This window comes from Frateuria flava (genome assembly GCF_017837635.1).
GTDB classification, from domain to species: domain Bacteria; phylum Pseudomonadota; class Gammaproteobacteria; order Xanthomonadales; family Rhodanobacteraceae; genus Frateuria_A; species Frateuria_A flava.
In genome coordinates this window covers 109841-131347 of sequence record NZ_JAGJRS010000007.1, presented here as the reverse complement: position 1 = coordinate 131347, position 21507 = coordinate 109841, and the positions used below count along the sequence as shown (strand labels likewise).

General features: G+C 68.4%; 13 protein-coding genes. 5 read left to right on the top strand and 8 right to left on the bottom strand.

The window, feature by feature from the left end; genetic code table 11:
* Window positions 1-17: 17 nt before the first annotated feature.
* From J7I44_RS03335 to J7I44_RS03315, 5 genes are all read left to right on the top strand, one after another.
* Window positions 18-1274 (top strand): D-alanyl-D-alanine carboxypeptidase family protein, encoded by a 1257-nt coding sequence (locus tag J7I44_RS03335; RefSeq protein WP_209615731.1) that lies wholly within the window; start codon window positions 18-20, stop codon window positions 1272-1274.
* Window positions 1274-1564, top strand: coding sequence for a YbeD family protein (locus J7I44_RS03330; RefSeq protein WP_209615728.1), 291 nt, complete (start codon window positions 1274-1276; stop codon window positions 1562-1564). Before J7I44_RS03335 ends, J7I44_RS03330 begins: the two co-directional genes overlap by 1 nt.
* Before the next feature lie 190 nt (window positions 1565-1754).
* A complete protein-coding gene (gene lipB, locus J7I44_RS03325; RefSeq protein WP_209615723.1) occupies window positions 1755-2432 on the top strand; it encodes a lipoyl(octanoyl) transferase LipB in 678 nt (225 codons plus the stop codon).
* Window positions 2433-2442: 10 nt separating this feature from the next.
* Window positions 2443-3435 carry a lipoyl synthase gene (gene lipA / locus J7I44_RS03320; protein WP_209615720.1) on the top strand — a complete coding sequence of 331 codons (993 nt, stop codon included), beginning with the start codon at window positions 2443-2445 and terminating at the stop codon, window positions 3433-3435.
* Between the two features lie 7 nt (window positions 3436-3442).
* Window positions 3443-5680, top strand: coding sequence for a carboxy terminal-processing peptidase (locus tag J7I44_RS03315; RefSeq protein ID WP_209615717.1), 2238 nt, complete (start codon window positions 3443-3445; stop codon window positions 5678-5680).
* Between the two features lie 664 nt (window positions 5681-6344).
* Here the strand turns inward: J7I44_RS03315 and J7I44_RS03310 are convergent.
* From J7I44_RS03310 to J7I44_RS03275, 8 genes are all read right to left on the bottom strand, one after another.
* The gene (locus tag J7I44_RS03310; protein ID WP_209615714.1) at window positions 6345-8099 is read right to left on the bottom strand and encodes a M1 family metallopeptidase; all 1755 of its coding nucleotides are present in this window, start codon (window positions 8097-8099) and stop codon (window positions 6345-6347) included.
* 81 nt (window positions 8100-8180) lie between these two features.
* A complete protein-coding gene (locus J7I44_RS03305) occupies window positions 8181-10031 on the bottom strand; it encodes a tetratricopeptide repeat-containing sulfotransferase family protein (protein ID WP_209615711.1) in 1851 nt (616 codons plus the stop codon).
* A gap of 100 nt (window positions 10032-10131) precedes the next feature.
* Window positions 10132-12930 carry a TonB-dependent receptor domain-containing protein gene (locus J7I44_RS03300; protein ID WP_209615707.1) on the bottom strand — a complete coding sequence of 933 codons (2799 nt, stop codon included), beginning with the start codon at window positions 12928-12930 and terminating at the stop codon, window positions 10132-10134.
* Between the two features lie 284 nt (window positions 12931-13214).
* Window positions 13215-14534, bottom strand: a complete 1320-nt coding sequence (locus J7I44_RS03295; RefSeq protein ID WP_209615704.1) for an aspartyl/asparaginyl beta-hydroxylase domain-containing protein — start codon at window positions 14532-14534, stop codon at window positions 13215-13217.
* A 545-nt stretch (window positions 14535-15079) separates the two neighbouring features.
* Window positions 15080-16474 (bottom strand): leucyl aminopeptidase family protein, encoded by a 1395-nt coding sequence (locus tag J7I44_RS03290; RefSeq protein WP_209615701.1) that lies wholly within the window; start codon window positions 16472-16474, stop codon window positions 15080-15082.
* A gap of 514 nt (window positions 16475-16988) precedes the next feature.
* The gene (locus J7I44_RS03285) at window positions 16989-17687 is read right to left on the bottom strand and encodes an HAD family hydrolase (protein WP_209615698.1); all 699 of its coding nucleotides are present in this window, start codon (window positions 17685-17687) and stop codon (window positions 16989-16991) included.
* 15 nt (window positions 17688-17702) lie between these two features.
* A complete protein-coding gene (locus J7I44_RS03280; protein ID WP_209615695.1) occupies window positions 17703-19007 on the bottom strand; it encodes a LysM peptidoglycan-binding domain-containing protein in 1305 nt (434 codons plus the stop codon).
* A 795-nt stretch (window positions 19008-19802) separates the two neighbouring features.
* Entirely contained in the window at window positions 19803-21173 is a 1371-nt protein-coding gene (locus tag J7I44_RS03275; RefSeq protein WP_209615692.1) for a DegQ family serine endoprotease, read from the bottom strand.
* Window positions 21174-21507 lie beyond the last annotated feature (334 nt).

The following is a 21507-nucleotide window of genomic DNA, read 5'->3' as shown; positions in this document are numbered from 1 at the left end:
TGGGATCGAAACCGACGATGAGCTTTTTCCGCCGTACCCTAGCCACCTTCGCCGCGGCCGCGCTGGTCGTCGGCGCCGCGTTCGCGCAGCAGACGCCGCCGAAGCCCTCGCCGGTGCCGCGCCCGACCGTGCCGGAGGCGCCGGTGCCGCCGCCGCCGGACGTCGACGGCAAGGCCTGGGTGTTGATGGATTACGCCACCGGACAGATCCTCGCCAGCAAGAACCCCGACGAGCGTGTCGAGCCGGCCTCGATCACCAAGATCATGACCGACTACGTGGTCTCGGCCGAGCTTGCCAACGGCAAGATCAAGATGACCGATCCGGTCACCATCAGCGAGCACGCCTGGCGCGGTGGCGGTGCCGGCACCGATGGTTCGACCAGCTTCCTCAAGCTCAACAGCCAGGTCCCGCTCAAGGATCTGCTGTACGGCATGATCATCCAGTCCGGCAATGATGCGGCGATCGCGCTGGCCGAGCACACCGCCGGCTCCGAGGGTGCCTTTGCCAACCTGATGAATGCCTACGCCAAGCAGCTGGGCATGACCAACTCGCACTTCGAGAACGCCTCCGGCTACCCGATCGAGAACCACTACACCACCGCGCGCGACATCGCGATCCTCTCCCGCGCGTTGATCCACGACTTTCCCGAGGACTACGCGATCTCCGCGGTCAAGCAGTTCGAGTGGAACGGCATCAAGCAGGGCAACCGCAACACCCTGCTGTGGCGCGACCCGAGCGTGGACGGCATCAAGACCGGCCACACCGCCGCGGCCGGCTACTGCCTGGCCGCCTCGGCCAAGCAGGGCGACTCGCGCATGATCGCCATCGTGATGGGCGCCAGTTCCGAGAAGGCCCGCGCCGATTCGGCCATGGCCCTGCTCAACTACGGCTTCCGTTTCTACGAGACGCACAAGCTCTACGACGCCAACAAGCCGCTCGCCACGCCCAAGCTGTGGAAGGGCGAGGCGGACACGCTGCCGATCGGCATCACCCAGCCGCTGGACGTCACCGTCAAGCGCGGGCAGTACGACCAGCTCAAGGCCACCATGGACATTCCCGCCACGCTGATCGCCCCGTTCAAGAAGGGTCAGCAGGTGGGCACGCTGCGCGTCACGCTGGATGGCAAGCCGGTGCAGTCGATGCCGCTGGTGGCGCTCGACGACGCCCCGCAGGGCGGCTTCTTCAAGCGTCTGTGGGATTCCATCCTGCTGTGGTTCCATGGCGACAAGAAGGACGACGCTGCGGCCACGGCCACTGCCGCGGACAAAAAGTGATGCACGAGATCGACTTCAGCCAGGCGAAGAAGGAAGGCAAGGGCTTCCAGTTCCCCGGTGAGTTCGAGATCACCGCGCTGGGCGATGCCAGCGCGGACCTGCCCAGGCGCGTGCCGGGCATCCTCGAGGGCATGGGCCTGCACGTACTGCACGAGACGGTCAGCCAGCGGGCCTCGCGCGAGGGCAAGTTCGTCTCGGTGACGGTGAGCTTCCGCTGCGACAACCGCGAGCAGTACGACGGGGCGCACGCGGCGCTGCGCGCCGATCCGGCGATCCGCTACACGCTCTGAGCTCTAGCTCCCTCTCCCCTCCGGGGAGAGGGCTGGGGTGAGGGGCCGAGCTTGCCTTGAGCCCCATTGACCGGCTTTCCCGCGAGCCCCGCCCCTCACCCAAACCCTCTCCCCGCAGGGGAGAGGGCTTCAAGCTTGCAAAGCCGCCCCGCGCGCCTCATCTGCTCCCCATTTCCTCCGGTAGCGCCCCATGCCCCCCGACTCCCGCCCGCTCCACATCCGCCGCCTGGGCCGCCAACCTTACGAGCGCACCTGGAAGGCGATGAGCGCCTTCACCGACGCGCGCGGTCCGGACACGCCGGACGAGCTGTGGTTGCTCGAACACGACCCGGTGTTCACCCTGGGCCAGGCCGGCAAGATGGAACACGTGCTGGCGCCGGGCGACATCCCGCTGATCCCGGTCGACCGCGGCGGCCAGGTGACTTACCACGGCCCTGGCCAGATCGTCGGCTACCCGCTGATCGACCTGCGCCGGACCGGCGTGGGCGTGCGCGAGCTGGTCCACCGGATCGAGCAGGCGCTGATCGATACGCTGGCGTACTGGTCGATCGACGCCGCGCGCGTCGAGGGCGCCCCCGGCGTCTACGTGGCCGGCGCCAAGGTGGCTGCCCTGGGCCTGCGCGTGCGCCGGGGCTGCAGCTTCCACGGCTTGGCCTTCAACGTGGCCATGGACCTGGAGCCGTTCGGCCGCATCAACCCCTGTGGCTACAAGGGTTTGGCGGTCACGCAAGTGCTAGACTTGGGCGGCCCGTCGCAGTTGGCGCAAGTCGAGGACGTGCTGGTGGAGCAATTCTGCCGCCAGTTCGGCTTCCACGCGGTGCCGGCCGCCCCCGTCCTCCCCGAACTCCCCGCGCGCGCCGCGGTCTAGGCAGTCGCAGATGAGCGAAATTTCCTCCAGGGTCATCCCGATCAGCGTGGTCGACGCGCCCGAAAAACAATTGGGCAACGACAAGATCGCCCGCAACCGCGCCGCGTTCGACACGAGCGTGCCGACCCTGCGCAAGCCCTCGTGGATCCGCGTGCGGCTGCCGCAGGGCAACGCCGTACAGGAACTGAAGGCCCGGCTGCGCGAGAACGCGCTGGTGACGGTGTGCGAGGAAGCCTCCTGCCCGAACATCCACGAGTGCTTCTCCAAGGGCACCGCCACGTTCATGATCCTGGGCGAGGTGTGCACCCGTCGCTGCTCGTTCTGCGACGTGGCCCACGGCCGTCCGCAGCCGCCCGATCCGCTGGAGCCGGCGCGCCTGGCGCAGACCATCGCCGACATGCGCCTGAAGTATGTGGTGATCACCTCGGTCGACCGCGACGACCTGCGCGATGGCGGCGCCGAGCATTTCGCCAGCTGCATTCGCGCCACCCGCCATGCCAGCCCGAACATCAAGATCGAGATCCTCACCCCCGATTTTCGCGGCAAGGGCCGCATGGAGCGTGCGCTGGAAGTGCTCAAGGACTTCCCGCCGGACGTCTTCAACCACAACCTGGAAACCGTCCCGCACCTGTACCGCGAGGTGCGCCCGGGTGCCGACTACCAGTGGTCGCTGGACCTGCTCAAGCGCTTCAAGGCGCAGCATCCGGACGTGCCGACCAAGTCCGGCATCATGCTGGGCCTGGGCGAGACCTACGAGCAGGTCATCGAGACGCTGCGCGATCTACGCGCCCATGACGTGGACATGATCACCATCGGCCAGTACCTGCAGCCCACGCCGCACCATCACCCGGTCGTGCGCTACTGGACTCCCGACGAATTCGACGCGCTGCGCGAGGCGGCCGAAGCGATGGGCTTCCATCACGTCGCCTCCGGCCCGCTGGTGCGTTCCTCCTACCATGCCGACCTGCAGGCCCATGCAGCCGGCGTCACCGAAGTCGCCTGAGATCCCCATGACCCTGCGCCCCTCGCTCGCCCTGCTGCTCGCCCTCGTCCTGCCAGCCGCCCATGCCCAGGCGCAGGCGCCCGCCGTGCAGGGCGAAGAGGGCCACAAGACTTCCACGCTGCCGCTGAAGTCCACGGATACGCAGGCCGATGCCGCGCAGCTGTCCGCGCGCTTCCTCACGCGCTTCCACTACGACGCCAAGCCGCTCGACGACGTCATGTCGGCCAAGATCTACAAGGCCTACTTCGACATGCTCGACGGCGAGAAGGTGTTCTTCACCCAGGCCGACATGGCCCGCTTCGAGCCGCTGAGAACGAAGTTCGACGACGCGATCTGGAACAAGGACCTGTCCGGCCCGTTCAGCGTGTTCAACCTGTACGTGCGCCGCGCGATCGACCGCATGAACTTCGCGCGCGGCCTGCTCAAGCAGGGCTTCGACCTCACCCGCGAAGAGAACTACACCTACGACCGCGAGCATGCCGCCTGGCCGGCCGACCAGACCGCGCTGGACGACCTGTGGCGCAAGCGCACCAAGAACGACTGGCTGCGCCTGAAGCTCGCCGGCAAGAGCGACGAGGACATCCGCAAGACGCTGGACAAGCGTTACGCCGGTTACATCGACCGCGTCAAGCAGCTCGATGGCGAGGACGCGTTCCAGACCTTCATGAACGCCTACGCCGAGACCACCGATCCGCACACCGATTATCTCGGCCCGCGGGCGGCGGAGAATTTCGACATCGCCATGAAGCTCTCGCTCGAGGGCATCGGCGCGGTGTTGCAGGCCCGCGACGAATACACCCAGATCCGCGAAGTCGTGCCTGGCGGCCCGGCCGACAAGTCCAACAAGATCGAGGTAGGCGACCGCATCGTGGCGATCGGGCAGGGCACCGACGGCCCGATGGTCGACGTGATCGGCTGGCGCCTGGACGACGTGGTCGACAAGATCCGCGGCAAGAAGGACACCACCGTGCGGCTGGAGATCCTGCCGGCCGACGCCGGCCTGGACGGCAAGCACGAGCTGGTCACCATGGTGCGCAAGAAGGTGAGCATTGAGGAGCAGGCGGCCAAGAAGAAAATCATCGAGGTCAAGGATGGCGACGTCACCCGCAAGATCGGTGTGATCGACCTGCCGACCTTCTACTCCGATTTCGGCGCGCGCCGCGAGGGTGACAAGGATTACAAGAGCGCCACCCGCGACGTGGCCAAGCTGCTCGGCGAGCTCAAGGCCGCCGGCGTGCAGGGCGTGGTGGTCGACCTGCGCAACAACGGCGGCGGCTCGCTGGCCGAAGCCAACGAACTGACCGGCCTGTTCATCGACCAGGGCCCGGTGGTGCAGGTGCGCGACGCGCGCGGCCAAGTCGAAGTGCAGGGCGACGATGAGGCCGGCCTGACCTGGAGCGGCCCGATGGCGGTGCTGGTCAACCGTGGTTCGGCCTCGGCCTCGGAGATCTTCTCTGCCGCCATCCAGGACTACGGCCGCGGGCTGATCATCGGCGAGCCGACCTTCGGCAAGGGTACCGTGCAGAACCTGGTGGACCTGGACCGCTTTGCCCAGGGCGGCAGCGAGAAGCCGCAGTACGGCGAACTGAAGATGACCATCGCCGAGTTCTTCCGCATCAACGGCGGCTCGACCCAGCTCAAAGGTGTCACGCCGGATATCCAGTTCCCGAAGAACGGCGACGAGAAGGACTTCGGCGAGTCGACCTACGACAACGCGCTGCCGTGGACGCAGATCCAGAAAGCGCCCTACAGCCAGGTGGCCGACCTCACCGCCTACCTGCCGCAGCTGAAGGGCAAGCACGATGCCCGCGTGGCCAAGTCCCCCGCCTGGCAGCTGATGCTCGATGAGCTGGCGCAGTACAAGAAGATGCGCGACCAGACCACGGTCTCGCTCAACCTCGCCGAGCGCCAGGCCGAACGCAAGCGCCAGGATGCGATCCAGGCCGACTTCCGCGCCCGCCACAAGGCGATCGATGGCACCGACGGCAGCCTGGCCGGCGAGGAATCGCCGCTGGACGATGGCCTCAACGCCAACGAGCGCAGCCTCAAGGCCGAGCTCAAGCAGGAAAAGCAAGCGAAGAACGCCAAGGATCCGGAGCTGCAGGAAACGGCATACATCCTGTTCGACGCGATCGGCATGATCAAGGCCAACCCCAAGCTGGCGGCCGAAGTGCTGCCCTATGGCGGCAAGTTCTCCACCGCGGCGGTGTTGCCGCCGGAGAAGCCGGCGACGCAGCCCCGCTAAGCGAAAAAAAGCCCGGCCTGGCCGGGCTTTTTTTGGTCGGTTCGGCGGAGAGGGAGCTGATCGCTCGCCATGGTGAAGTACCCGCGGCCATGCCCTTGACCCCTCTCCCCTCCGGGGAGAGGGCAGGGTGAGGGGTCGGGGCTCCCGGGGACGCTGATCGATGCGGGAGCGGGCCCTTTACCCATTGCTCCGGGAGCAGGGCCGAGGCCAGTGCGCCCCCTCACCCCCAACCCTCTCCAGGGGAGAGGAAGCTGGTCGCTTGCCATGGTGAAGTACCCGCGGCCATGCCCTTGAACCCTCTCCCCTCCGGGGGGAGGGCAGGGTGAGGGGTCGGGGCTCGCGGGGACGCTGATCGATGCGGGAGCGGGCTCTTTACCCATTGCTCCGGGAGCAGGGCCGAGGCCAGTGCGCCCCTCACCCCAACCCTCTCCCCGCAGGGGAGAGGGGGCTGGTCGCTTGCCATGGTGAAGTACCCGCGGCCATGCCCTTGAACCCTCTCCCCTCCGGGGAGAGGGCAGGGTGAGGGGGGCGGGGCTCGCGGGGACGCTGATCGATGCGGGAGTGGGGGTTCTTTACCATTGCTCCGGGAGCAGGGCCGAGGCCAACGCGGCCCCCTCACCCCCAACCCGCTCCCCGGAAGGGAGAGGGAGCTGGACTCAACACCTCAATCCTTCTTGCCGGCCTTCTCGCTGGCCTTCTTTTCCGCCTTCTGCGCTTTCTCCCACGCCTGGAACGCCTCCGCGTGCGGCATCTCGCGCAGCACCTTCGAGCGCGGGTCCACGATCATGAGGCTGCCTTCAGGTACCTGCAGTTCGCCGGTGCCATCGGCCATCGGCAGGGTATGCACGGTGTCGCCCACCTGCACTTCCAGTGGCATCGGGAATGGCTCGCCATGTCCGGTCACCCACTGGAACCGCAAGGTGTCGCCCTGCCGGCTCGACTCAAGCCTCGGCAGCTTGGCGTCGTACAGGTACACGTCGAAGAACCACTTCAGGTCCTTGCCAGTCACCTGGTCGACGATGCCCATGTACTCCTTCGTGGTGGCGTAACGCGGCTTGAAATTGCCGGGTTCGGGATCCGGCCGACCATAGACCAGCCGTCGCACGCTCTCGAAGAAAGCGTCATCGCCGATCAGCCCGCGCAGCGTGTGCAGCATCAGCGAGCCCTTGTAGTAGATGTCCAGACCCGGCCCGAGCTTGCCGTCGGACACGCCCTCCTCGGTCTTGGGCTGCCCCGACACGATCGGCGCGGCGTTCGTCAGCTTCATCCGTTCGTCGTGCAGCATCGCGAAGTACGGCATGTCGCCGTGAAGGTACTGCCCGTACAGCGGCTGCATGTAGGTACCGAAGCCCTCGTGCAGCCACATGTCGTCCCAGTTGCGGTTGGTCATCTGGTTGCCGAACCACTCGTGCGCGAACTCGTGCTGTAGCAGCCAGTCGAAGCCGTACTCGCTCTTGGGATAACCGTTGCCATAGGCGTTGATGGTCTGGTGTTCCATCCCCAGGTGCGGCGTCTCGACCACGCCCATCTTCTCGTCGCCGAACGGGTAGGGGCCGATTTCCTGCTCGAAGAAATCCAGCATGCGCGGGAACTCGCCGAACAGCGCCTTCGCACCCGCCTCGTGGCCGCGCAGATACCACAGCTCCATCGGGATCGTGTTGCCGTAGCGGCTCTTGTAGTCGCCCTTGAGCTCCTCGAACGGCCCCACGTTGATGGTGATCGCGTAGGTGTCGGGCTGCTTGATGCGCCAGTGCCAGGTGCGCGTGGCGCCGTTGTCCTTGACCTCCACAAGCACGCCGTTGCCCGGCGCAGCTAGCGCCTTGGGCACGGTGACGTACGTGTCGACCAGGTCCGGCTCGCCGGTGGGCTGGTCGATACACGGCCAGAACAGGTCGCAGCCCTCGCCCTCGACCGCGCTGGCGATCCACGGCTGGCCGTCGTCGGTATGGCTCCAGACGAAGCCGCCGTCCCACGGCGCGCGCTTGGCCACGTGCGGCTGGCCACCGTAGGCGATGGTGGTGCTCACGCTGCCGCCCTTGGCCAGCGGCTTGGGCAAGTGGATGCGCAGACGCCCGTCAGGGTTGCTCCAGGCGCTTGCGGCCAGCGCCTTGCCGTCGACGGCGATGATGCGGATCGGCAGGTTCTTGTCCAGGTCCAGCAGCAGCACGTCGGTCGGCTCGCGCGCGGTGAAGTGCAGCGTGGCCTCGCCGTCCAGATGGCGCCTCTGCGGGTCGATCGTGAAATGCAGGTCCGCGTGGTCGAAGTGCAGGCGCGCCTGCTCGGCCGGCATGGTGCCGCCCGAATCGAGCGTCTGTCGGGTGAGCTTGGGCTGCTCGACAGCAGCCGGTTCGGCAGCGTGCGCGCTGGCGGTCAGGCCGAGCGCGACGCCAAGCGCCAGCAAGGACAGGCGTGGGTGCATGGGGGACTCCTTGGGTTCGATCGGCCAGCATGCCGCGTGCGCGTCGGCCGCGAGTAGGCCAGAAGTCACGCCGCGGAAGGCTCAGAGGCGGTAGCCGAGGCGGTCGATCATCGGCGCAAGCAGCGGCAACACCGGTTCGAACTGCGCGCGGTAACCCTGCCAGCGGTTGATCGCCCGCGGGTGGATACCCTGGGTGACCTGTGCATAGCTGGGCGTACTGATGAAGCGCTTGTTGCGCGCATGCTCGGCAAAGCGGGCCATCGGCGCGGCATTGTCGATTTCAAGGAAGGCGGCAAGCTGCGCGAGGTGCCTGTCGAGGTCGCCGACGACTGACTCGTAGCGCCACTCGAGCACCCGTGGCGCAAACACCTCCACCTGCCGATACCACTGCTCGAAGGCCTGCACGTAACCCCGCGCCAGGCGCTCCAGCGACGAACACAACACCATGAACGCCGGTGAGCGGAAAGGCTGCATGCTGCAGCTGAGCAGAACGTCGCACGGATGGCGCAGGCACAGGATGATCCGCGCCTGCGGGAACAGTCGCATGATCATCGGCAGGCACAGCATGTTGAGCGGATTCTTGTCGATGAGCCGGAGCTGCCCGCGGTCGGGCAACACGCGGTCGACCATGCGGAAGTAGGCGGCGCGCAACTGGTCGGTCTCCGCGCCGGTAAGGTTCGCCAGGTCGGCGGGATAGTGCTGGCCGACCTGCTCCATGCGCTCGGTCAGCTCGTGGATGAAGGCGCGCTCGTCCATCGAACGGAAGTCCGGATGGGCATCGAGCATCTGCTCCAGCAACGTGGTGCCCGAGCGCGGGAAGCCGACCACGAAGACCGGACTGTGCCGGCTGTCCGGACCGGGCAGCGGCTGCCAGCGCGCATGGGCCGCGCGGTCGACCTCGGCCATCTGCAGTGGCTGGCTGCCGGGGGCCAGCAGCTCGGGAAGGACGTTGCGCGCGATCTCCACCTGCCCGGCGTGCGCGGTTTCCAGGGCTTGCCAGGCCTCCGCGTGCCGGCCCAGCCGATCGCACGCCGAGGCCAGCGCGAAGGCGGCGCTTACGCGGGTGTCGTCGTCGTCGGCAAGCGCGAGTGCGCGCCGGTACAACGCCGCCGCGTCGCCGTAGGCGCCGCCGCGCATGGCCAGCGCGGCGTGCGCGCGCCAGACATCCGCGCGCGCCTGGTGGGCATCGGGCGGCAACCGGTCGAGTGCGTCGAGGGGCAACTGCGCCAGCTCACGTCGGGCGGGCTCGAGCTGGTTGTTGCGTTCGTGCAGCAGCACCCGTTGCGCCGTGATGCGCAGCGGCAAGGAGTCGCCCGCCGCTTCGCCAGGCAACTGTGCCCGCGCCAGCGTTCGCAGCGCCGCCTCCAGGTCGCCCTGCGCCGACAGCATGGTGGACAGGACCAACGCCTGTTCGCCCGGTTGCCCGGGCCAGTCGCCGGCACCGTCGAGCATCGCCTCCTGGCAGGTGTTGTCGCCGCAGACGTAGCAGGCATACGCGGCCTGCAGGCGCGCTTCGATGACCTGCGGTGCACGGTCCACCGCATCGAGCAGGGCCTCCCGCGCCAACGGCCAACGTCGCTGCTGGATGTAGAGCAGGCCCAGGTTGTAGCGCACGTCGGCGTCGTCGGGCGCCAGCGAGATCGCCTTGGCGAGGGCCTGCTCGGCACCGGACAGGTCACCGCTCAGCCGGCAGGCCACGCCCAGGTTGTTCCAGTAGGCGGAGGCGTCCGGTCGACGGTGCGCAAGGTGATGGAAGGTCGTTGCGGCCTGGCCGTAGCGGCCGGTCGCCTGTTGCGCCAGTCCCAGCAGCAGCTGGATGCCTTCGTCCGTCGCGTCGCCCGCCTGCCCGGCGAGCGCGATGACGCGCTCCATGTCGCCGGCGTTGAAGGCGCCGGCCATGGCGTGGGCGAGCTCGGTGGCAGATGGGGGCATGCATCCTCGGGCGCGGTTGGCCGAATCCCATTATGCAAGAGGGGCCGCGGACTGCTCCGCGGCCCCTCCTTGTTGCCGGTCAGCTTCGGGCGGGCTGTCGTCAGAACTTCACCGTCGCACGGACCCAGTAATAGCGTCCGAGTACATCGTAGGTGGCGGTGTCGACGTTGTAGTTCGAACCGTTCTGGTAAAGCCGCGGCGGCTGCTTGTCGGTGATGTTGTCCACGCCGATGTCGAACTTGGTGTGGATCGAGGGCACGTTGTAGCCCAGCTGGATCGAGTGGTACAGCACCGAGGCGACCGGGATGTCGACGCCGGCGATGGCGTAGTCGGCATTGAGCGCGGTCAGGTGGTTGATGTAGCGCGACTGCCACTGCGCGTTCCAGTTGCCCTTGTCCCAGTTCAGCGTGACCGTGCCGCGCCAGCGCGAGATGTTGCCGAACTGCGGGGTGTAGGTGCCGGCGTAGTTGACCGACTCCGCACCGGCCTCGCCCGGCGTCGCATTGACGTTGTAGGTCGCGGTGTAGCTGGTGTTGAGGCCGGCCCGGAAGTTGCCCGGATCCATGCTCCCCACATCGAAGTGCGGGATCTTGTAGCGCAGCGTGTAGTCGATGCCCGAGGTGCTGAGCGTGCCCAAGTTGACCACCGGCGTGTTGATCAGGAACACCTGGCCCGGCTGGCGGCTGGTGTTGTCCTGGCGCGTAATGAACGAGCAGTACGGACTGGCGTTGTTGTTGTAGCAGGCGCTGACCACGGTGTCGGCCTGGATCGCCGTCAAGGTGTCGGACAGGTAGATGTGCCAGAAGTCGAGGCTGGTCGACAGGCCCGGCGCCCAGTCCGGATCGTAGACCAGGCCGAAATCGATCGACTTGCCCTTTTCCGGCTTCAGGCTCGCGCCCACCGTCGCCGCGCCGGAGTAGAACGTGTTGACCTGCGCCGGCGAGTTGCCCGCCCAGTTCACCGGGACGAACTGGCAGGCGGCCTGGTGCGCCGCCAGTTCTTCGGCGGTGCGTCCGACGCAGGGATCGTTCAGCACCGGCTGGACCAGCGTGCGGCCGTCGTACAGCTCATTGAGGTTGGGCGCGCGGAACACCTGCGAGACCGTGCCGCGCAACAGCAGGGTATCGGTCGGGCGCCACTCGATGGCGATCTTGCCGTTGGTGGTGGTGCCGGTGGTGCTGTAGTTGGAACTGCGCACGCCCAGGTCCAGGTACAGCGACTTGGCCCACGCCACGTCCGACACCAGCGGGATCAGCGTCTCGGCGAACAGCTCCTTGACGTCGTAGCTGCCGCGTCCGGGCGAGCCGCAGGCTTCCTGCAGGATCTGGCAGGTGGTGGTCACCGGGTCGAGCACCGCGAAGTCGCTCACGGTGTAGTTCATGAACTGCTTGCGGTACAACGCGCCGACCGACAGCTGCATCGGTCCGGCGGGCAGGTCCCACAGCTCGCCGCTGGCGTCGAACTGCGCCTGCTTGGTCGACTGGGTGAACACGTAGATCGGCGTCTTCACGCCGGCGCTCAGCACATCGCCAGCGTTCGCCTGGTCGAAGATGTTCGCGCCGGCATCGACCGCGGCCTGCAACGAGGGGATGTCCACCTCGTTGGTGTCGCGCTGGTCGCGCTTGGTGTGGCTGTAGTTGATCGACGCGTCCCAGATCCAGCTGCTGTCCTGGCCGAAGGCGCCACGCAGGCCCGCGTTCAACTGCCCGGTGTTGGTCGTGTAGCTGTGCACACGCGTGCCGGCACCGGTCAGGCGGGTCTGGAAGTTGTAGCCGCTGTTCGGGTCGCCGGCGATCGCGCCCTGGCTGAAGGTGACGCCGAACGGGTTGATCGGGTTGGCCGCCGAAATGACCAGGCCGTCGCCGGTGCCCACTGGCGAGGGCGCGTCCTGGCCGCTGGACACGGTGTGGTTGTAGAACGCGTTGACGTACGCGCTTACGTTGTCGGTGATGTGGAAGTCCGCCAGCACGAAACCGTTGGTGCGCTTCTGTGCGGTCTGGATGTAGTTGAGCGCAGCGTAGTTGTAAGTATCCGAAGAGAGTCGGCAGCGGTAGTCGCCCAGGCTCGATCCGTCGCCCGAGGACAACGTCACCTGGGCGGTCTGGGTGGCCGGGTCGACCGCGCAGCCGTACTGGGCGGCAATCGCGGCGGGCACCTGGATGCGGCCGGTCGGGATCGAGCTGGAACCGGCCGCCACCACCGAGCCGCTCGACAGATACAACTGCTGCCGGGAGAACTTGCGGCGCGACGCGAGCGTCTCGTCGTACTTGTTGTAGTCGATGCCGGCGGCAATGCTGTAGCGTTCGCCGGTCATGCCGCCGGTGAGGTTGAAGCCGTGGCGCTTGGCGTCACCGTGGCTGGAAATGCCGTCGTTGAGGCTGAACTGGACGCCCTTGAAGTCCTTGCGCAGGATGAAGTTGACCACGCCGCCGATGGCGTCGGAGCCGTACACCGTCGAAGCGCCCTCGGCCAGCACGTCGACGCGCTCGATCATCTCCGGCGGGATCAGGTTGATGTCCGGATTTGCCATGCGCTGGCCGTTGACCAGCACCAGCGTGCGGTTGTTGCCCAGACCGCGCAACGAGACGCGCGAGGCGCCGTCGCCGGCTTCCAGCAAGGGGCTGGCCACGCCGCCGCCGTTGGAGTTGTTTTGCGGATTGGTCGCATTGCCCGAGATGCTGGGCATCTGTTGCAGCACGTCACCCAGTACGGGTTTGCCCGAATTGCTCAGGGCCGCCCGATCCAGCGTGATCACCGGGCTGGCGGTCTCGGCGTCCACGCGCCGGATCAGCGAGCCGGTTACCTGGATTGATTCCAGGGTTTTGGCTTCCTTCTTGGAAGGGGCGTTCTGGTCCTGCGCAGCCTGCTCGGACGAGGTCGGATTATCCGGCGTCGTCACCTGCGCTTGAACCACTCCCGCCACCGAAAAAACACCCGCACTCAACGCAAGACGCACTGCCAAAGACAAGTGATTCAAGTCGTATTTCATGTGCACTCCCCGGTGAAGTAAATCCCTGCTTCCCCCGCTCATGTCGAGCGCACCGAGTATGACAGCAACAACTGTTTAACAAGCAAGTGCCCATGCCCTCAGTCATGGGTCGACAAGTCCCCGGCCGACCCACCGGCCGGACGGCTGTCATGACAGTATCTTGCGGCCGTCTGGACGGCCGAACGTCGTCCCGGTCAAGCTTCCGGCACGGACCGGTTGAAGTCGCCGATGGCGGCGACCAGGTCGGCCACCGCCAGGCGCTCCACCTCGCTCAGGTCGGGGTTCCAGCTGTCCGCGATCAGCACCACGCGGGTCTGAGCGCTGCGGTTCCACGCTTCGTGTTCGAAGGTGTCGTCGAAAGTGACGCAGCGGCCTTCCTCCCACACGTGGGTTTCGCCGCCCACACGCAAGGCGCAATCCGGGGGCACGATCAGCGGGAGGTGCGTCACCAGGCGGGTATTGGTGACGCCGCGGTGGGGCAGGATGTGCGTGCCCGGGCGCAGCACCGAGAAAAGCGTTTCCGGTGCGTGGTCGCGCACCCGCACCAGTGGCATGCCGTCCAGCAGCGCACTGGTGTTCGGACAGCGCGCGCAGTTGGCGTCATGGCGCACGCCGTGGCGGTAGAAGAAGAACGCATCCCAGGCCGCCTCCTGCGGGCCGGTGGCGTCGAGCAGCCGCGCCGCGACCGCGGCGGCCGAAGGTGCGCCCAGGAACGGCACGAACGGATCGCCCGCCTCCGACAGGACCTCGCGCAGCTCGGCGCGGATCGCATCGACGGCCGCCTCCAGCCGTGCGTGGTCCGCAAAGCGCTCGCGGGGGTAGTAGGTCTGGCTGGGCACGCCGGGGAAATACAGGAACAGGGGCCGCTGCCGCGGATCGGGCAGGGGAGCGGGCTGTTCGTGCAGATAGATGGCCAGGCACTGGTCGACGCGCGCCAGCTCGGCGCGTCCGTAGCGCTGGCGCAGCGGCTCGATGACCGCGTCGAACAGTTCGCGCCGGCCAGCGGCTACGTACTGGGTGGCATGCTTGACCGCTTCGCGCACGCCCGGCGCGGTGGTGTCGTCACTGAGCCAGCGGCCCTGCGCCTGTGCGGCGTTGATCGCGCCGAGGTAAGCGGTCACGGCATCGTGCCGGCGCCCCTGCTGCTCGTACAGCACGCCCAGGCGCAGGCGCGCGACGAACATGCCCGGTGCCAGGGCCAGGCCCTTGCGCAGGCTGTCCTCGGCGCTACGCAGGTCGCCGGCCGCGATCTGCGCCGTGCCCAGCTGATGCAGGATCGCCGCGTCGTCGGGTTCGATGCGGTGCGCGGCGTGCAAAAGGCCGATCGCCGCCCCCGCGTCGCCACGGCCGAGCTGGCAGGAGGCCAGGAACTGGAGCGCCTCGACGTCATCGGGCCGCTGTTCGAGCAGGCGCGAAAACGCCTGCTCGGCAAGCGCGACGTCGCCGCGCTGCACGGCGGCCAGCGCCTGCTTGCGGCAGGTCGCGACGGTGACGTCGTCGATCGGTGCGGTCATGCGCGGAGCGTAGCCGACAACCACAGGCACCGGCGCATGCGCTGGAACTGGCGGGTGGCGAGCGACCACGCCGGAGCCTTCGGCGTCGGGGGTTCGCTTCGATGGGGCGCGAGGCAAGGTCGCCCCCATCCGCCCTCCGGGCACCTTCCCCCGCAAGCGGGGGAAGGACCGGTCGTATCGAGGCCACATCCCGAGCCTTCTCCCGCAGGCGGGGCAAGGACTCGGTCGCGTCGAGGCCATATCCCGGGCCTTCCCTCGCAGGCGGGCAAGGCCGGTCGGTCGCCAGACAGATCCCGAGCCTCCCCTGCTGGCGAGGGGAGGACCGGTCGGATCGTGATACACATCCCGAGCCTTCCCCCGCTTGGCGGGGGAAGGTGCCGACAGGCGGATGGGGGCGACCGGAGCGTGAGGCCCCACGGGCGGGCAGGAACGGCACCGTCATCCCACAGCGGAATCCGCGCGCAAGATGCGCTTGGGCCCGCCATCTCCTGCGGCGCGGGGAGAGGGGCCAAAAGCCCACCCCTGCGATACCGCGAAGCGGCCACTCAGCGCGCGTAGCGCTGCCGCAGGAACGCAAACATCGCGCGCAGGCCCATCGCTTCGCCACCGCGGGGGCGGCCCGGGCGGTCGGCGTCGTTCCAGGCGTAGGTATCCAGGTGCAGCCACGGCGTGCCGTCGGGAACGAACCGTTCCAGGTACAGCGCTGCGGTGATGGCGCCGGCGTGCCGCGACGCGCCGGAGTTGGCGAAGTCCGCCACCGAGGACTCCAGCATCTTGCGATACGGACGCCACAGCGGCAGCCGCCACAGCGGATCGGCCACGGCGCAGCCAGCTTCGAGCACGGCATCAGCCAGCGCATCCTGGTTGGCGAACAGCACCGGCAGGTCCGGCCCCAGCGCCACGCGCGCCGCGCCGGTCAGGGTGGCGAAATCCAACATCAGCTCCGGCTGCTGCTCGGCGCCGTAGGCGATCGCGTCGCACAGGATCAGGCGCCCTTCGGCGTCGGTGTTGTCCACCTCCACCGTGTGGCCGGCGCGGGTGGTGATCACCTCGCCCGGACGCATGGCGTTGCCGGCGATGGCGTTCTCAACGGCGGGAATCAGCAGGGTGAGCCGCACCGGCAGCTTCGCCTGCATCACGAGCGCGGCCAGCGCGATCGCGTGCGCGGCGCCACCCATGTCCTTCTTCATGTTGCGCATGCCGTCGGACGGCTTGATGTCCAGGCCGCCGGTGTCGAAACACACGCCCTTGCCGATCACCACCAGCTTCGGGTCCGACGCCTTGCCCCAGGTGAGCTCGACCAGCCGCGGCGCGCGATGGCTGGCGCGCCCGACCGCGTGGATGGTGGGGAAGTTGGCCTTCAGCAGTTCGTCGCCGACCCACTCGCGCAGCTTGGCCTTGTACACCTTGGCCAACTGCTTCACCGCATCGGCCAGGTGGTCGGGGCCCATGTCCTCGGTCGGCGTGTTGACCAGGTCGCGCACGCGCGCGGTCGCCTCGATGAGTGGCGCCAGTGCGGCGAGCTCCGCGCCCGGCACGGCCAGCGTGGCCGGCGCGCGCGCGCGCTTGCGATAGCGCTCGAACCGGTACGCGCCCAGCGCCCAGCCCAGCGCCGCCAGGTGCGTATCGGCGAGCGCGCCGTGCTCGGCCAGGTGGTAGGTGCCCGCCGGCAACGCGTACGGCAGCCCCGCCAGGGCGCCCAGCGGCTCGGACGGATCGATCGCCACCAGCACGCGGGCGAGCTTGCCGCTGGCATCGGGCAACAGCGCAAAGCGGCCGGGCCGCGGTTCAAAACCGGTCTGCTCCAGCCAGCGCCGCTGGCTGGCGTCTAGGCGCTTGAGGGCGTCCTTGTAACGCACGCTGTCGATGGTTTCGATGGCGACGCCCTGGGCCTTGCCGGCCTTGCGTTCGATCAGGGCGGACGGGGAACTCTCCGGCATGGCTTCGTGCCTCTTCGGTTGCAGCGAGTCGGACATGATGCGCCGATGGGGAGGCCTTGCCAAACCACGGGTTGGGTTTCCGGCAAGGTCCGGGTGGATGGGGGAACGGCCTGCCCCCAGCTCTCTCCCCCGACGCGGATGGAAGAGAAGGGGCAAGGCGGTTCGCGGCGGAGCCTGTGGCTTCGGCCGGGAGATCGGATCGCAGGCGACACGAGCCTACTCGCCGGGGGGGACTGATTGGCGTCCGCGTCCCGGAGGAGCGCTTCAGTTGCCCAGTGCCTCAGCCGCCCGGGTCCCCGATCGCCTTAGCCGGCCCGACCGCCTCGACCGACCGTCATTCCGCGAAAGCGGGACCCAATGTGGCTTTCGGCTGACTGGCCAGATGGATCTTCGCTTCGAGGAACGGCGCCCGGAGCATTGGATCGCCCAGGTCCGTTTGCCGCGACTCCACGCCAATCAGGCACCGGAGCAGGCGCTGGACGAGGCGGGTCGCTGGCAAAGACGCCAGCGACGGCTAGACCCGCTGGCTCCGCTCCAGCCAGTCCGCCAGCGCGCCCATGTCCGGCAGATCCAGGTCCGGCGGCGCGCCCAGCCCGTCCGGCCACGGCCGGCGCTCGCGGTTGATCCACGCGGTGCGCAGCCCGGCCGCGCGCGCGCCGCGCATGTCCAGGTCGGCGTCGTCGCCCACGTGCAGGATGTGCTCCGGCGCCACGCCCAGCCGTTCGGCCGCGACCTGGAAGATGCGCACGTCCGGCTTGCCCACGCCGGTGTCCCGCGCGCAGACCTGGCAATGGAAGTGCGTGTGGATCCCGATCCGCTCCAGGTCCGCGTTGCCGTTGGTCAGGCTGGCCACCGGCCAGCGCGCGGTGATCCGCTCCAGCGCCGGCAGCGCGTCGGTGTAGAGCTCCACGCGGTTGCGCGCGTCGAAGTAGACCTCCCACAGCGCCTCGATCGGCACCTCGTCCAGCCCGCAGGCTTCGAAGGCGCGCCGCATGGTGAGGTGGCGCTGGGTGGTGAAGTCGTGCGCCAGGTCCCGCCGCTCGGCGGCGACCTGCGCACGCAGTTGGCGCATCGCCGGGATCGGCCAGCGCGTGGCCACTTCCGGATGGTGCGTACGCAGGTAGGCGTCCAGCTCGCGGTCGGCGCATTCCAGGGCCGGCAGCACCGGCCACAGGGTGTCATCCAGGTCCAGCGTCAGCGCGAGGATGCGCACGCGCGCACCCGTCGCTCAGCGCTCGCCGAGGCGCAACACCTGGCCGGCCTTCAGCTCATTGCCCTTCAGGTGGTTCCATGCGCGCAGGTCGGAGACATCGACCGCATGCGCACGGGCGATCGAGGACAGCGTGTCGCCGCTGGCGACCTTGTACGTACGCGGCTTGGCGACGGTGGGCTTGACCGTGGCGCTGGCGGTGACCTTGGCGAACGCCGGCCCGCGCGCGGCGGCGGCGTCGATCGTGGTGGCCTCACCGTGGACGCCCTTCAGGCTGGCCTTTTCGGCGGCCTTGGCGCGACGGTCTTCCAGCGCGCGCTTGGCTTCGGCAGTGCGCTCGGAGGTCGGTGCAATCGCGGCGCGCGAGGCGTAGGTGGCGCCCGGCGCGGCGACCGGCGGGGCGGCGCTCGGCGCCGACGGCTGCTGCGGTACGGCGCGTGCGCCCACCGCGGCGAGAATCTCCGCGCGGCGCGAGGCATCGGCCGCGGCCAGCGCGCTGCCCGCGTTGTAGGGCACCGCATCATCGCGGCGCACCACCGCCGCAGCCTTGTCGCCCTTGGCGAAATCGACGAACGCCTGCGCCTCGGCGGCGTGCGGGCTGTTCGGGTTGGTCACCAGGTAGAGCGGGGAATAGAGCTTGTAGCTGCCGCTGGCGACGGTGGACACGCTGGGCGCGGTGCCGTCGATGCGGATCATCTTGACCTTGCGGTTGCCGGCCACGCGCGAGAGCGTGGTCACGCCGATCGCCTTCGGATCGAGCGTCACCGCCTCTTCCAGCTTGGCGGTGTTGACGTACAGGCGCGGCGCCGCCACCGGCTGGTTGCCGCGGCCGAACAGCAGCTTGCGCAGGCTGAACTCCACGCCATCGCCCGGGCTCGCCACCGCATACACGTGCATCGGCTCGCTGCGGCCGCCGACTTCGTTCCAGTTGGTGATCTTGCCGTAATAGATGTCGTGCAGCTGCTTGAGGGTGAGGTTGCTCACCGGGTTGCCCGGATGGGTGATCATCACCAGCCCGTCCCACGCCACCGGCGTGAACACCAGCCCCGATTCCTGCGCGCTGCCGTTGCCCGGGCGCGCGCTGCCGGCGATGTCGGCGCTGCCGCTGCGCAGCGCGTCCAGGCCCGAGGCGGTGTTGAATGGCTGCACGTCGACCTTGCCGTGGCCACTCTTGGTCCAGGCGGTGGCCAGGTCCTGCACCAGCCCACGCGTGGTGGCGACGTCGCCGCGCAGGGTCAGGGCGGGGCCGGCAGCGAGTGCGGCCGTGGTGAGGCAGGCGCCCAGCAGGGCGGCGACGGACAGGCGAACGGAACGGACGGGCATGACTTCGGACGACCTACGGCTTCGATGAGTGGCGTGAGCGTGCCGTGAAGGCAGCATGCGCGCAGTGATGGGAGTCCGGTATTTCATCGGTCCGGTCGCCAAACATCAAGCACGGTCACAGGTTGGCGTTAAGCAAAGACGGAGTAGGCGTTCCGCTCCCTCTCGCCGCCGGGAGAGAGCCGGATCGCTCTTCTCCCTCCGCGCCGGGCGACGGCCGGACCGCTCTGCTCCCTCTCGCCGGGCGAGGGCCGCACCGCTCTGCTCCCACTTGCCGCCGGGCGAGGGCCGGATCGCTCTGCGCCCTCTCCCCTCCGGGGAGAGGGCCGGGGTGAGGGGCCGGGGCTCGCGGGAAAATCCGGCACGGCGCGAAGTCAGAGCGCCTTGGTTTTGCGCACTAACCATACTTCTGCGCAAGAGCGACCCCTCACCCCAACCCTCTCCCCGGAGGGGAGAGGGAGCAAGACCTGCGGCGTTCGCCAATCCACACGTCCGGAGGGGAGAGGGAGCAAGGCCTGCGGCGTTCGCCAGTCCATTCGTACCGCACGCCTTCGCCATTCCGCTCTGAAGCGCGCCGCCACGACCCGGATCCTTCCCCCGTTCACGGGGGAAGGTGCCCGAAGGGCGGATGGGGGAAGTCTTGCCCCAGCCCCTCCCGACATCCTGCCCAAGAGCGCCCCCATCCGCCTGTCGGCACCTTCCCCCACGGTCCGCAGGGGACGGCTCGAAGTGTGGGCCAGGGCCAGGGTCGTCACTCCAGCCTCCCGACGAGGCGTGGTAGCTACCTCAGCGCCGCACTCAATCCATCGGCACGTACCGCACGCCGCCGTCGCTATCGACCACCAGCACCAGCTGCCGCGGCTGCATCGCCACCAGCCCGCGCAACTCGCGCAGACTGGTCACGCGCCGGTTGTTCACGCCGATCACGATGTCGCCCTCGCCCAGCCCCATGCGATCAGCACGGCTGCCACCCTGCACCGAGGTCACCGCCACGCCGGCGACGCCCTGCCCGCGCTGTGCCATCGACAACTCACTGAAACGCACGCCCGCCAGGCGCGCATCGAGCGTGGCGCCATCGACGCTGGCGAGCTTCTCCGGCGTCAGCGTGGCCTGCACCTGCCGCGGCTCGCCGTTGCGGGTGAGCTTCAGCGTGACCTGGCTGCCCAACGGCAGCAGGCCCTCGGCGTTGCGCAGTTCGTCGCTGTCGTGCAGCGGCTTGCCGTCGATCGCCTGCAGCACGTCGCCTGGCGCCAGCCCCGCGTGCGACGCGGCCGAGTCGGGCGCGACGCGGGTCACCACCACGCCCTGGTTGGTCGACAGGTTCAGCAGCTTCGCGATGCGCGGCGTAATGTCCTGCGTCTGCACGCCCAGGCTCCCGCGCACCACCTTGCCGTGCTCGATCAGCTGCCGCATCACCTGCGTGGTGAGGTCGGTCGGGATCGCAAAGCCGATGCCCACGTTGCCGCCCGAGGGCGAGAGGATCATCGTGTTGATCCCGACCAGCTCGCCGTTCAAGTTGACCAGCGCGCCGCCGGAATTGCCCGGGTTGATCGACGCGTCGGTCTGGATGAAGTTCTGGTAACCGGCCCCACCCAGCCCCGAACGACCCAGCGCCGAGACGATGCCCGAGGTCACCGTCTGCCCCAGCCCGAACGGATCGCCCACCGCCACCACGAAGTCGCCCACGCGCAGGTTGGACGAGTCCGCCACCGCCAACGCCTTGAGATTCTTCGCCGGGATCTGCACCACCGCCACGTCGGTATCCGGATCGGTGCCGATCAGCTTGCCCTTGAACGTGCGCCCATCCTGCAGCGTCACGGTGATGTCGTCGGCGCCGCCGACCACGTGGTTGTTGGTGAGCACGTAACCCTTGGCCGCGTCCACGATCACGCCCGAGCCCAGGCTCTGCTCCACCCGCTCGCGCGGCGAGGAGGGCAGGCCGAAGAACTGGCGGAAGATCGGATCGTCGAAGTACGGATCGCGCACCGCCACCCGCGTCTTGGTCGAGATGTTCACCACTGCCGGCGTCACCTTCTGCAGCATCGGCGCCAGCGAAGGCAGCGGCTGGCCGGACACGCTCGTGGGCAACGCAGCGCGACTGGCGGCGGGCCAGCCCAGCAGCAGCGCGCTGCAAAGGGCGAGGGCGGACGAAAGGCGACGGGCGCTCATGCGATCTCCTTGAACAAAAAAACGTACCCGACCTGCGACTGTAAACCCGGCGTCCAGGTTCCATGGTGACGGCGATGCGACGCGCGATCGGCGCCAACCCGCGCAGTCGCTGGACCACGGAAATTTCAGTTGACGCCTACGCAACCCGGCGATACCGTTCATGCCCGGTCGCACCACAACATCTTGTGTGAGTCGTTCCGGCTCCCACCCAAGTGCTGTGTCGATGCGGCAACCTCGGGGGAGGACGCCGCAAGGCCGGATAGTCAAGGAAAACGCACGCGCAACGCCTCGCCCCGGGTCCATGGGAAGCGGCGGCGGCGTGCGGCGTTGGTCA

Coding starts and splice junctions, on each gene's coding strand:
- J7I44_RS03275 (WP_209615692.1), bottom strand. CDS start 21,173: ATGAGCGCCCGTCGCCTTTCGTCCGCCCTCGCCCTTTGCAGCGCGCTG.
- J7I44_RS03330 (WP_209615728.1), top strand. CDS start 1,274: ATGCACGAGATCGACTTCAGCCAGGCGAAGAAGGAAGGCAAGGGCTTC.
- J7I44_RS03295 (WP_209615704.1), bottom strand. CDS start 14,534: ATGACCGCACCGATCGACGACGTCACCGTCGCGACCTGCCGCAAGCAG.
- J7I44_RS03310 (WP_209615714.1), bottom strand. CDS start 8,099: ATGCACCCACGCCTGTCCTTGCTGGCGCTTGGCGTCGCGCTCGGCCTG.
- J7I44_RS03305 (WP_209615711.1), bottom strand. CDS start 10,031: ATGCCCCCATCTGCCACCGAGCTCGCCCACGCCATGGCCGGCGCCTTC.
- J7I44_RS03335 (WP_209615731.1), top strand. CDS start 18: ATGAGCTTTTTCCGCCGTACCCTAGCCACCTTCGCCGCGGCCGCGCTG.
- lipA (WP_209615720.1), top strand. CDS start 2,443: ATGAGCGAAATTTCCTCCAGGGTCATCCCGATCAGCGTGGTCGACGCG.
- J7I44_RS03315 (WP_209615717.1), top strand. CDS start 3,443: ATGACCCTGCGCCCCTCGCTCGCCCTGCTGCTCGCCCTCGTCCTGCCA.
- lipB (WP_209615723.1), top strand. CDS start 1,755: ATGCCCCCCGACTCCCGCCCGCTCCACATCCGCCGCCTGGGCCGCCAA.
- J7I44_RS03290 (WP_209615701.1), bottom strand. CDS start 16,474: ATGCCGGAGAGTTCCCCGTCCGCCCTGATCGAACGCAAGGCCGGCAAG.
- J7I44_RS03280 (WP_209615695.1), bottom strand. CDS start 19,007: ATGCCCGTCCGTTCCGTTCGCCTGTCCGTCGCCGCCCTGCTGGGCGCC.